This window comes from Rhodococcus sp. NPDC055112, assembly GCF_053607505.1.
The window spans coordinates 31,437-44,043 of sequence record NZ_JBSGTR010000048.1 but is presented as its reverse complement, the minus strand read 5'-3'; the positions used below and the strand labels follow the sequence as shown (position 1 = coordinate 44,043).

The 12,607-nt window shown below is 69.8% G+C and carries 9 protein-coding genes; 7 read left to right on the top strand and 2 right to left on the bottom strand.

Annotation, left to right across the window (positions count from 1 at the left end; translation table 11 throughout):
• Positions 1-91 precede the first annotated feature (91 nt).
• Positions 92-538 (bottom strand): acyl-CoA thioesterase, encoded by a 447-nt coding sequence (locus ACWFRB_RS19430; RefSeq protein WP_452642901.1) that lies wholly within the window; start codon positions 536-538, stop codon positions 92-94.
• A gap of 125 nt (positions 539-663) precedes the next feature.
• On the opposite strand from ACWFRB_RS19430, the gene moeZ reads away from it, so the two are divergent.
• Both moeZ and ACWFRB_RS19420 read left to right on the top strand, forming a co-directional pair.
• Entirely contained in the window at positions 664-1,848 is a 1,185-nt protein-coding gene (gene moeZ / locus ACWFRB_RS19425) for an adenylyltransferase/sulfurtransferase MoeZ (RefSeq protein WP_452642915.1), read from the top strand.
• Between the two features lie 57 nt (positions 1,849-1,905).
• The gene (locus ACWFRB_RS19420; protein ID WP_452642899.1) at positions 1,906-2,754 is read left to right on the top strand and encodes a TIGR02569 family protein; all 849 of its coding nucleotides are present in this window, start codon (positions 1,906-1,908) and stop codon (positions 2,752-2,754) included.
• Between the two features lie 4 nt (positions 2,755-2,758).
• Here the strand turns inward: ACWFRB_RS19420 and ACWFRB_RS19415 are convergent, their stop codons facing one another.
• The gene (locus ACWFRB_RS19415; RefSeq protein ID WP_452642897.1) at positions 2,759-3,436 is read right to left on the bottom strand and encodes a FadR/GntR family transcriptional regulator; all 678 of its coding nucleotides are present in this window, start codon (positions 3,434-3,436) and stop codon (positions 2,759-2,761) included.
• A 173-nt stretch (positions 3,437-3,609) separates the two neighbouring features.
• On the opposite strand from ACWFRB_RS19415, the gene ACWFRB_RS19410 reads away from it, so the two are divergent.
• The 5 genes from ACWFRB_RS19410 (at position 3,610) to nirB (ending at position 12,584) form a co-directional block, all read left to right on the top strand.
• On the top strand, positions 3,610-4,782 hold the full coding sequence (locus ACWFRB_RS19410; RefSeq protein WP_452642913.1) for an MFS transporter: 1,173 nt from the start codon (positions 3,610-3,612) through the stop codon (positions 4,780-4,782).
• Between the two features lie 263 nt (positions 4,783-5,045).
• Positions 5,046-6,425, top strand: coding sequence for an MFS transporter (locus tag ACWFRB_RS19405; RefSeq protein WP_452642911.1), 1,380 nt, complete (start codon positions 5,046-5,048; stop codon positions 6,423-6,425).
• Positions 6,422-8,560 (top strand): molybdopterin oxidoreductase family protein, encoded by a 2,139-nt coding sequence (locus ACWFRB_RS19400; RefSeq protein ID WP_452642895.1) that lies wholly within the window; start codon positions 6,422-6,424, stop codon positions 8,558-8,560. Before ACWFRB_RS19405 ends, ACWFRB_RS19400 begins: the two co-directional genes overlap by 4 nt.
• Entirely contained in the window at positions 8,557-10,077 is a 1,521-nt protein-coding gene (locus tag ACWFRB_RS19395) for an FAD-dependent oxidoreductase (RefSeq protein WP_452642893.1), read from the top strand. The genes ACWFRB_RS19400 and ACWFRB_RS19395 overlap by 4 nt, the downstream gene beginning before the upstream one ends.
• Complete coding sequence (gene nirB, locus ACWFRB_RS19390; protein ID WP_452642891.1) at positions 10,074-12,584, top strand: nitrite reductase large subunit NirB; 2,511 nt, start codon at positions 10,074-10,076, stop codon at positions 12,582-12,584. The genes ACWFRB_RS19395 and nirB overlap by 4 nt, the downstream gene beginning before the upstream one ends.
• The last annotated feature ends 23 nt before the right edge of the window (positions 12,585-12,607 follow it).

Genomic DNA, 12,607 nt, shown 5'->3' with positions numbered 1-12,607 from the left:
GCTCCACTTCACGACAGGAGACCTTCGCTGTTCAACGACCAGTCACAGCGTGTCGTCGCAATCCCTCAACCAACCTGCCTGGGCAGTACAGCTAGCCCCGCACCCAGGTCGCGAGGAGCGCGCGTTCGTCCGCGGTCAGGCGGCGCAGCCGCTGGGTGTGCGGATCGCCGAGGGCCAGCTGGGTGACGGCCTCGACGGCGGGCCGGGAATCCGCGGGCGCCGTGGCAGCGCGTACCTCGTAGCGCACGGTCACATCGACGGTGCGCAGTCGCTCGATCCACATCGTGACCGACAGCGGGCTGTCCGCATGGGTGAGCGGGGACCGATACCGCACATCGATGTGCGCCACCACCGAGGTCCCGAGCAGCTCGGACGCCTCAGGCCCGACGCTGCGCAGCCAGTCGATCCGGGCCTCCTCGAGCAGGGTCACCATCCTGGCGTGGTTGACGTGCTGGAAGACGTCCATGTCCGACCACCGGACCGGCACCTCGGCACGGTAGGAGACCGGATCGGGGGTCGGGGTCGGGGCGGTGCTCATCGGGACTCCTCGCGAACGTCGTGCGTACCAGGGCGACCGACCGTATCCGACCGGGGGAAGAATGGACTCGTGCGGAGCGTTGTAGCTGCGTGAGCGCGTAGACCGTAGGAGCCGTCGTGTCTGATCTGAAGTCCAAGAACTCATTGCCGCCGCTGGTCGAGCCCGCGGCCGAGCTGAGTCGCGCCGAGGTGGCGCGCTACAGCAGGCACCTGATCATCCCCGACGTCGGCATGGTGGGGCAGAAGCGGATCAAGAACGCCCGGGTACTGGTGATCGGTGCGGGCGGGCTCGGGTCGCCTGCGCTGCTCTACCTGGCCGCCGCGGGCGTCGGGACCATCGGCATCGTCGAGTTCGACGAGGTCGACGAGTCCAACCTGCAGCGCCAGGTCATCCACGGGCAGGCCGACGTCGGCAGGCCAAAGGCCGAGAGCGCTCGTGACTCCATCCACGAGATCAACTCCAACGTGGCGGTCCGGCTGCACCAGTTCCGGCTCGAGCCCGACAACGCGGTGGAGCTGTTCGCGCAGTACGACCTGATCCTCGACGGCACCGACAATTTCGCCACCCGCTACCTGGTCAACGATGCCGCGGTGCTCGCGGGCAAGCCGTATGTCTGGGGCTCGATCTATCGGTTCGAGGGGCAGGCGTCGGTGTTCTGGGAGGACGCCCCGGACGGACGCGGGCTGAACTATCGGGATCTGTACCCGGAGGCGCCGCCGCCGGGGATGGTGCCGTCGTGCGCCGAGGGCGGCGTGCTCGGCGTGCTCTGCGCCTCGATCGGGTCGATCATGGCCACCGAGGCGATCAAGCTCATCACCGGAATCGGGGAGTCGCTGCTCGGCAGGCTGATGGTGTACGACGCCCTCGAGATGAGCTACCGCACCATCAAGCTGCGCCGTGACCCGGCCAGAGAGCCGATCACCGAACTCATCGACTACGACGCGTTCTGCGGCGTGGTGTCCGACGAGGGTGTGGCGGCGGCCGCGGACTCGACGATCACGGCGCCCGAGCTGGCCGCGATGCTGGCCGCTGGAAAGGAGATCGAGATCGTCGACGTCCGCGAGCCCGTGGAGTGGGACATCGTCCACCTGCCGGGAGCGACGCTGATCCCGAAGGACCGCATCCTGTCCGGCGAGGCGCTCGCGGAGCTGCCCCAGGACCGGCCGATCGTGTTGCACTGCAAGACAGGTATCCGGTCTGCCGAGGCGCTGGTCGCACTGAAGAAGGCGGGCTTCGCCGACGCGACCCATCTGCAGGGCGGCGTGATCGCATGGGCCAACCAGGTGGACAAGTCGCTGCCGGTGTACTGAGGCGGACCCGGCGCGTCAGGGGACGGCGACGGGCCCGACGGCGGTAGCGTTGGTGGCGTGAGCTCTGTCGAACCTCCCGAGCACGTGCGCTCCACCTTCGGTCTGCGCGAGACGGTTCCGATTCCGCTCGGAGCCGACTGGGACGGCGGTTGGCGTTGCGGTGATGTCGTTCTCTCACCGGTGGCCGACCACGCCCGCGCCGCATGGTCGGCGAAGGTGCGCGAGACGCTGACCGCGGACGGGGTGCGGATCGCGAGGCCCGTCCGGGCAACCGACGGACGCTATGTCGTATCGGGATGGCGGGCAGACACATTCATCGGCGGTTCGCCTGAGTCGCGGCACGACGAGGTGGTCTCGCTGTCGATGCGGCTGCACGCGGCGACCGCGACCCTCGAGCGGCCGCGGTTCCTGGTACAGCCTCCGGTGGCGCCATGGGCGGACGTCGACGTGTTCGTCGCGGCCGATCGGGCCGCGTGGGAGCAGGTTCCGCTCCGGGCGGTCAAGGGCCAGTTTGAGGCGGTCACCGACGACGGCCGGACCAGCGTCGAGCTGATCGGGCAACTCGCGACGCTGCGCAAACCGGTGCGCAGCCCCGACCAGCTGGTGCACGGCGACCTCTTCGGCACCGTCCTGTTCTCCGGCTCGGAGGCGCCGGGCATCACCGACATCACCCCGTACTGGCGGCCCGTGGCCTGGGCGGCCGGGGTCGTCGTGGTGGATGCGCTGTCCTGGGGTGGAGCCGACACGGAGCTGATCGCCCGATGGGAGGATCTGCCGGAATGGCCGCAGATGCTGTTGCGCGCCCTGATGTTCCGTCTGGCCGTGCACGCGCTGCATCCGCGCTCGACGGCCGAGGCGCTGCCCGGCCTGGTCCGCACCGCGGACCTGATCCGGTTGATGCTTTAGCGGCTCAGGTTCGCTGGGCCAGTAGTTCGGTGAGGAACCGCCGTGCCGCGGTCGCGGCTCGCTCGCTGTCGCCGTCGATGACGGCCTGCACGAGCTCGTCGTGCTCGGGTTCGTAGGAGTTCTCGGCCGCGACGGGGTGGCGGAGGACGGTCTGCTCGATGGCGGGCAGTAGCGAGTCGTAGAACTCGAGGTACACCTCGTTGTGGCTGGCCGCGACGATCGCGCGATGCAGGGCCAGATCGGCGGCGACGGCCGCTGTCGTGTCGGCCGCACCCTCGACGGGCGACCAGAGCAGGTTCCTGCGCGCGAGCAGATCGCGCAGGGTGGCGATGTCGGTGTCGTCGCGGCGCCGCGCGGCGAGGGCGGCCGCGGTGACGTCGAGGGCCTGACGTAGCTCGAGGATGTCCCGCTCGTGCGCGGCCGCGAAGTACTTGCCGAGCGTCCCGCCCAGGTCGCTGGTGGTGATCACGTAGGTGCCCGAACCCTGACGTCGTTCGAGCATGCCCGCGTGCACGAGGGCCTGGACGGCCTCGCGGACCGTGTTGCGCCCGGTCCCTGTCAGCTCGGCGAGTTCCGGCTCGGTCGGAATCCGCGTGCCGGTCGGCCAACGGCCGGCCGCGATCTCGGCACGGAGCTGGTCGGTGACCTGCGCGATGAGGCTTGTCCGTCGTACGGGTTGCACGCGATCCCTCTCTAGTAGGACGTGTGCGCATCATACTCAGTTGCATCGGATCATCCATTCATCCTATGATTTTGCGATCATTCGCTGAGGGAACGAGGTGTGCGGTGTCCGTGCAAGCGACCGAACGGCATCGACACCCGATCGACCGGCGCGCACTCGTCACCGGCCGGCTGATGGTGCTCGTCGCGATCGTGCTCTCCGCCCTCACGCTCCGCACCGCCGTCACCTCCCTGACTCCGCTGCTCGACGAGATCAGCCGGGACGTCGGGTTCGGTTCCACCATCGTCGGTGTCTTCGGGATGCTGCCCACCGCGATGTTCGCCGTCTTCGGGCTGCTCACGCCGCGGCTGGCCCTGGCCTTCGGTCTCGAGCGGGTGGCGCTCGGGGCGATGCTGATGACGGGTATCGGCATCGCGACCCGCTCGATGGTGTCCGACACCGCGGCCCTTCTCGCCCTCTCCGCGTTGGCGCTCGGCGGCATGGGGATCGGCAACGTGGTGATTCCGCCGCTGGTCAAGCGCTATTTCTCGGACCGGGTCGCGATGATGAGCACGATCTACATCACCTGTGTGCAGGTCGGCACCTTCCTGCCTGCGCTCGTCGCGGTGCCGGTCGCGGACGCCTACGGATGGCGTGTCTCGCTCGGGCTGTGGTCCTTGCTGGCCTTCGCGGCGGCGCTGCCGTGGGTCGGCATCGTGATCAGCAGGCGCGGCCGAGACCGCGTCGACACCTCCGCGGAACCGCATGCGGAGCACGGCGAGCGCGGTCGGGCGTGGCGGTCGCCTGTTGCCTGGGGGATGGCCGGGATGTTCGGCATGACCTCGCTGATCACGTACTCGATGTTCACCTGGGTGCCGAAGATCCTGACCGAGGCGGGTGCGAGCGCGGCCTTCGGCGGCGCGATGGTCGCGCTGTTCTCCGCGGTCGGGTTCATCGCGGCCATCGGGGCGCCGACCCTGTGTGCACGGATCGCCAACCCATACCCCGTCGTGGTCGCCTGTGCGGTGTTCTACCTGGCCGGATTCGCCGGCCTGCTGTTCGCGCCCATGGCCGCGCCTGTGCTGTGGATCCTGCTGGTCGGCCTCGGCCCGAGCACCTTCCCCATGTCGCTGACGCTGATCAACCTGCGCACGAGGACCGCGGCAGGCTCGGCCGCGCTGTCCGGCTTCACCCAGGGTCTCGGGTACGCGGTGGCCTGCATCGGGCCCCTGCTGTTCGGCATCCTGCACGACCTGACCGGCGGCTGGACGTGGCCGTTCGCCCTGTTGCTCGGTGCGGTCGCGGTCATCCTGGTCGCGGGCTACGTGGCGTGCAAGCCGAGGTTCCTCGAGGACAGCTGGCTGTGACACCGGTCACGTCTTGACCCGACTGTGACCTGCCGTCACACGCCGTAACACCCCGTTTACCTGCGGAAACATCCTCACCGTCGGGTTAACGCGCCAGTGAGCGCAAGTTCATTCCCGAGTCATTACCGGCAGCACCTCGGCAACATCCGACTCGTACCTTTAGGTCTCCCACGCATAGAGGAGGCCCGGTGACCACACGTTCGGACGAAGCCACGGCAGCAGCCGGCGCGCTCGAGGACAAGTCCTCGAATCGCAAGCACTACATCGCGGAATGGGATGCCGAGGACGTCGACGCCTGGGAGGCCGGCGGCAAGGACATCGCCAAGCGCAACCTCGTCTGGTCGGTCATCGCGGAGCATGTCGGCTTCTCGGTGTGGTCCATCTGGTCGGTGATGATCCTGTTCATGCCGACCGATGTCTACGGCATCGACCCGGCGGGCAAGTTCTTCCTCGTGGCGGTCCCGACCCTGGTCGGCGCCGTCCTCCGCATCCCCTACACCGTCGCCACCGCGCGGTTCGGCGGGCGCAACTGGACCGTGTTCAGCGCACTGGTCCTGTTCATCCCGCTGGTGCTGACCCTGGTGCTGATGCTGAACCCCGGCGCGTCCTACACGACGTTCCTGCTGGTGGCTGCCCTCGCAGGTGTCGGTGGCGGCAACTTCGCCTCCTCGATGACGAACATCAACGCCTTCTACCCGCAGCGCCTGAAGGGCTGGGCCCTCGGCCTGAACGCAGGCGGCGGCAACATCGGCGTGCCGCTGATCCAGCTCATCGGCCTGCTCGTGATCGCGACCGTCGGTAACACCGAGCCCTGGATCGTCTGCTCGATCTACCTGGTCTTCGTCGGCATCGCCGCGATCGGCGCGGCCCTGTACATGGACAACCTCGGCAACCAGAAGGCCGACCTGCGGGCGATGGGCAAGGTGCTCAAGTTCCGTGACTCCTGGGTCATCAGCTTCCTGTACATCGGCACCTTCGGTTCCTTCATCGGTTACAGCTTCGCCTTCGGTCAGGTCATGCAGATCAACTTCCTGGCCGGCGGCGACACCCCCGCCCAGGCCGCGCTGCACGCCGCACAGATCGCCTTCATCGGCCCGCTGCTCGGCTCGATCGCCCGCCCGATCGGTGGCAAGCTCGCGGACCGCGTCGGCGGCGGCAAGATCACCCTGTACACCTTCTCGGCGATGGCGCTGGCCTCGGCGGTCGTGGTCGGCGCGAGCACCCTCGACGACCGGGCGGCGGGCCCGGCGACCACCGGCACGCTGACCGTGCTGGTCCTCGGCTTCATCGCGCTGTTCCTGCTGTCCGGCCTCGGCAACGGCTCGGTGTACAAGATCATCCCGTCGATCTTCGAAGCCAAGGCACAGGGCCTGGACGAGCTCAGCAAGGACGAGAAGGCCTCCTGGTCGCGCAGCATGTCCGGCGCCCTGATCGGCTTCGCAGGCGCGATCGGCGGGCTCGGCGGCGTCGGCATCAACCTGGTGCTCCGGGCTTCGTACCTGAGCCCGGCGAAGTCCGCGACCATGGCGTTCTGGGTCTTCTTCGGCTTCTACCTGGCCTGCATCGTCGTCACCTATGTGGTGTTCCTGCGCCGTCCGGCGGCCAGGGACGTCACCGAGACCGAGGAGTCGGTGCTGGTATGACCATCGCAGTTCCGTCCCTGGTCTCCACCCCAACCCACTGCCCGTACTGCGGTCTCCAGTGCGCGATGAACATCGCGCGGGACTCCTCGGCCGCGGATCAGGCCCTGACCGCGACGGTCACGGGCCGGAGCTTCCCCACCAACCGGGGCGGGCTGTGCCAGAAGGGCTGGACCAGTGCGGAACTGCTGCGGAACCCGAACCGGCTCACCGCGCCGCTGGTGCGCCGGGACGGGGAACTGCGCCCCGCGAGCTGGGACACCGCGCTCGACATCGTGGCCGACGGGTTCGCGGCGGCGCAGGCAAGGGGCGGGCGCGACGCCGTCGCCATCTTCGGCGGCGGCGGGCTCACCAACGAGAAGGCGTACCAGCTCGGCAAGTTCGCCCGGGTGGCGCTGCGCACCTCGAACATCGATTACAACGGACGGTTCTGCATGTCCTCGGCGGCGGCGGCGGGTGGCAAGGCCTTCGGGCTCGACCGCGGTCTGCCCTTCCCGGTGGCCGATCTCGGGGCTGCGCGGGCGATCCTGATCCTCGGCGGCAACGTGGCCGAGACCATGCCGCCGTTCGTCGGTCACCTCGCGACCGCGGCGGACGCGGGCGGGCTCATCGTCGCGGACCCCCGGCGCACGGCCACCGTGGAACGCGCGCTCGCCGGCGGCGGGGTGCACCTGCAGCTGAGCCCGGGCACCGACCTGCCGTTGGCCCTCGGCCTGCTGCACCTGGCCGTGCTCGACGGCCGGATCGACCACAACTTCGTCGGCGCCCGCACCGAGGGATTCGACGATGCCTGGCTGGCCGCCGCGCAGTGGTGGCCCGAGCGCACCGAGCGGGTCACCGGGGTGCCGGTGAGCGCGCTGCGCCGCACGGTGGAGATCCTGTGGCGCGCACAGCAGTCCGACGCGGGTGCCTACATCCTGACGGCCAGGGGGGCCGAGCAGCACGCGACCGGGACCGACACCGTCTCGGCCGTGATCAACCTGGCCCTTGCCCTCGGGCTGCCCGGCCGCCGGGGTAGCGGTTACGGCGCCATCACGGGGCAGGGCAACGGGCAGGGCGGTCGCGAGCACGGGCAGAAGGCGGATCAGCTGCCCGGCTACCGCAAGATCACCGATCCCGCCGCGCGGGTGCACGTCGCGCAGGTGTGGGGCATCGACCCCGCCGAGCTGCCCGGCCCGGGGAAGAGCGCGTACGAGCTGCTCGAGTCGATCGGCACGCCCGGCGGGCCGACCGCGCTGATGGTGCACGGGGCGAACCTCGCGGTGTCCGCGCCCCGCGCGGGCCATGTGGTGGACCGGCTGTCCGCGCTGGACCTGTTGGTCGTCAACGACTTCCTGCTCTCGGAGACCGCCGCCATGGCGGACGTCGTGCTACCGGTCCTGCAGTGGGCCGAGGAGGAGGGCACGATGACCAGCCTGGAGGGCAGGGTGCTGCGCCGCAAGGCGGCCGTGCCCGCCCCCGAGGGACCGCGTTCCGAGCTCGAGGTGCTCGCCGGCCTCGCGCGCCGACTCGGCCAGCCCGCGGGTCGGTTCGGAACCGATCCCGAGGCAGTCTTCGAGGAGCTCCGGTTGGCCTCTGCGGGTGGGGTCGCGGACTACTCGGGGATCAGCTACGCCCGGCTGGACGAGGGCGCCGCGCTGCACTGGCCGTGCCCGGCCACCCCCGCGGGCGAGCCCGAGCACCCAGGGACCCCGCGGTTGTTTCTTGATCGATTCGAGACCCCGAGCGGCCGGGCGCGTTTCGTCGCGGTCGAGCACCGTGGGCCGAGCGAGGGGACGGACGCCGAGTTCCCGCTGGTGGCCACGACGGGACGGGTCCTCGCGCACTACCAGTCCGGGTCGCAGACCCGTCGGATCGACGAACTGGTCCGCGCCGCGGGCGGGATGTTCGTGCAGGTGCACCCCGACACCGCCCGCCGGATGGGACTCGTCGAGGGCGCGCAGGCCGCCGTGGTGAGCAGGCGGGGCCGGACCGAGGCGACCGTGCGCTGCGACGACAGCATGCGGCTCGACACCGTGTTCCTGCCGTTCCACTTCGCCGGTTCCGGCAGGGCGAACCTGTTGACCAACCCGGCTCTCGACCCGACGAGCCGGATGCCGGAGTTCAAGGTGTGTGCGGTGAAGTTGGAGGTGGCATGAACAGGACCCGAATCGTGGTGGTGGGCAACGGCATGGCCGGCTCGCGACTGGCAGAGGAATTGCGGCGACGCGACCCGGACGGAGCGCGGCTCGACATCGTGGTGATCGGTGCCGAGGAGCATCCCGCGTACAACCGCATCCTGCTCTCGAACGTGTTGGCGGGCAGCATCACCGGCCGCGACACCCGGCTCAAGCCGGACGGCTGGTGGGAGCGCCAGGGCATCGACGTCCGGTCCGGGGTCCGGGTGACCGCCATCGACACGGCCGCACGGACCGTGCGCTGCGAAGACGGCACCGGGGCGGGTCACGACGAGATCGGCTACGACGAGCTGGTGCTGGCGACCGGTAGCCGTTCGTTCATCCCGCCGATCGCGGGCGCGGTGGACGAGTCGGGCACGCTGGTCGACGGCGTTGCCGCGTTCCGCACGATCGGCGACTGCGACCAGATCATCGCCGCGGCCACCGGCGGTTCCAGTGCCGTCGTGCTCGGCGGCGGCCTGCTCGGACTGGAGGCGGCCCGCGGACTGCTGATGCGCGGCATGGACGTCACGGTGGTGCACCCCAAGGACTTTCCGATGGAGCGCCAGCTCGATCCGGCGGGCGGCGCGGTGCTGACCCGGGTGCTCACCGAGCTCGGCATGCGGATGGTGCTCGGTCGCAGGGCGGTCGCCCGCGACGCCGAGAACCGGACCGTGGTGCTCGACGACGGGACCGAGTTGCCCGCCGATCTGCTGGTGCTGTCCGCGGGGATCCGGCCGGAGGTGTCGCTGGCCGAGTCCGCGGGCATCGCGATCGATCAGGCCATCGTGGTCGACGACCTGCTGCGCACCAGCGCCCCGCGCGTCTCGGCCATCGGGGAGTGCGCCCAGCACCGCGGCGAGGTCTACGGACTGGTGCAGCCGGGGTGGGAGCAGGCCGCGGTGGTGGCCGAGCGGCTCGCGGGCGAGAACCGATTCGCCACCTACCACGGGACCGCGAACGTGACCCGCCTCAAGGCCCACGACATCGACCTCGCCTCGATGGGCGACATCAGCGCCGAGATGCACTGCAGCCACAGCGAGGTGCTGACCCTGGCCGACCCGACCCGGGGGCGCTACGCAAAGGTCGTGGTGCGCGAGGACAGGGTGGTCGGCGCGGTCCTGCTGGGAAACCCCGACGTGGTCGGCACCCTGACCCAGCTCTTCGACGCGCAGCTGCCGGTCCCGGTGGATCGGATGTCGCTGCTCATCGGCCGCGGATCGGGCGCGGGCGTCGAGGTGGCGAGCCCGGCGACCATGCCGGGGTCGGCGGTGGTCTGCCGCTGCAACTCGGTGACCAAGTCGCAGCTGACCACGGCGTGGAAGGCGGGCTCGCGCAGCGTGGCTGCCATGGCCACCGAGACAAGGGCGACCACCGGCTGCGGCGGCTGCAGCTCCGTCGTACAGGGCATCTGCGAATGGCTACGTAACTCGGATCCGGAACCAAGAGACCAACCAGCACACGAAACACCATCGATCGAAGAAGAGGGCGCAGCATGAACAACAAGTCGGTAGTGGTGATCGGGCACGGAATGGTCGGCCATCGATTCGTCGAGGCGCTGCGCGCGCGGGACGAGGACGCCCAGTGGCGAGTGACCGTCCTGTGTGAGGAGACGCTGCCCGCCTACGACCGGGTCGGCCTGTCCTCATACGTCGGGTCCTGGGACGCAAAGGAACTGGCGCTCGCGGGCAACGACTACGCCGGCGACGCGCTGGTCGACCTGCGGACCGGGGAGCGGGCTGTCGCGATCGACCGCGCCGCGCGCACCGTCACCACCGGTGCAGGCGAGACCCTCGGCTACGACGCCCTCGTCATGGCCACCGGCTCCTACCCGTTCGTGCCGCCGATCCCGGGACACGACCGCCCCGAGTGCTTCGTGTACCGCACCATCGACGACCTCGACGGGATCCGCGCGACCGCGGACAAGGCGGGCAAGGGAGCGGTCGGCGTGGTCGTCGGTGGCGGCCTGCTGGGCCTGGAGGCGGCCAACGCGCTCCGCCTGATGGGCATGACCCCGCACGTGGTCGAGTTCGCCCCGCGGCTGATGCCGCTGCAGGTCGACGAAGGCGGCGGAGCTCTGCTGGCGCGGCTGGTCACCGACCTCGGCGTGACCGTGCACGCGGGAGTCGGCACCGCCGCCATCACCGAGGGTCCCGACGGCGTGAGCGTCGAACTCTCGGACGGATCGGTGATCGAGGCGGCGCTGCTGGTGTTCTCCGCGGGCATCCGGCCGCAGGATCAGCTGGCCCGCGCGGCCGGGCTCGAGGTCGGCGAACGCGGCGGCATCCTCACCGACCTCGGCTGCCGGACGTCCGACGAGGCCGTCTACGCCGTCGGTGAGTGCGCGGCCGTCGAGGGCGTCGCGTACGGCCTGGTGGCGCCCGGCTACACCACCGCCGAGATCGTGGCCGATCGGCTGCTCGGCGGCGCGGCCGAGTTCCCTGGCGCTGACCTGTCCACCAAGCTCAAGCTGATGGGGGTGGACGTCGCCAGTTTCGGTGACGCGCACGCGCAGACGTCCGGTGCCCTCGAGGTGGTCCTCAGCGACGCGGCCAAGGGCACCTACGCCAAGCTCGTGGTGTCCGACGATGCCAAGATCCTCCTCGGCGGCATCTTGGTCGGCGACGCGTCGGCGTACGCGTCGCTGCGGCCCCTGGTCGGCCGCGAGCTCCCGGGTGACCCGGCGTCGCTGATCTCGCCCGCGGGCGAGAAGCCCGGCGCCGGATCGCTGCCCGACGACGCCGAGGTGTGCTCCTGCAACGGCGTCACGAAGGGCGCCATCTGCGGCGCGATCGCCGAGGGCGCCTGCGACATCGCGTCCGTGAAGAGCTGCACCAACGCTGGAACCACCTGCGGCGGTTGCCTGCCCACGATCAAGCAACTGCTGGCCTCGTCCGGCGTGGTGATGTCGAAGGCGCTCTGCGAGCACTTCGAGCAGTCGCGCGCGGAACTGTTCGAGATCGTGATGGCGACGGGAACCCGGACGTTCTCCGCGCTGATCACCAAGTTCGGCACCGGAAGCGGATGCGACATCTGCAAGCCGGTGGTGGCCTCGATCCTGGCCTCGACCGATTCGGATCACATCCTGCACCGGCACCAGGCCTCGCTGCAGGACACCAACGACCACTTCCTGGCCAACATCCAGAAGAACGGCACCTACTCGGTGGTGCCGCGGATGCCCGGTGGCGAGTGCACGCCCGAGCAGCTGATCGTGATCGGTGAGGTGGCAAGGGATTTCGGTCTCTACACCAAGGTCACCGGTGGCCAGCGCATCGATCTGTTCGGCGCCCGTGTCGAGCAGCTGCCCGCGATCTGGAAGCGACTGGTCGACGCGGGCATGGAGTCCGGTCAGGCCTACGGCAAGTCGCTGCGCACGGTGAAGAGCTGTGTCGGATCCACCTGGTGCCGGTACGGCGTCCAGGACTCCGTTGGCATGGCCGTCGGACTCGAGAACCGTTACCGCGGTTTGCGTTCCCCTCACAAGATCAAGTTCGGTGTCTCCGGGTGCGCGCGTGAATGCGCGGAGGCCCGCGGCAAGGACGTCGGCGTCATCGCCACCGAGAACGGCTGGAACCTCTACGTCGGCGGCAACGGCGGTCAGTCGCCCAAGCACGCGCAGCTGCTGGCAGGCGGTCTCGACGACGAGACGCTGATCCGCTACATCGACCGGTACCTGATGTTCTACGTCCGCACCGCCGACCGGTTGCAGCGCACCGCGCCGTGGGTGGAGACGATGGAGGGCGGTCTCGATCACCTCAAGGCCGTGGTCTGCGAGGACAGCCTGGGCATCGCCGAGGAGCTCGAGGCCGCCATGGCCAAGCACGTCGAGGGCTACCAGGACGAGTGGGCGGGCGTGCTCGACGACCCCGAGAAGCTCTCGCGCTTCGTGTCCTTCGTCAACGCACCGGAGGAGGCCGACCCGACCGTGGTGTTCGACGAGTCCGGCGATCGCAAGATCCCGGTCCTGATGGGGATGCCGCCGATGCCCGCCACGACCTCCCAGTAGCGGGTGGGGACCGCTCAGAATCT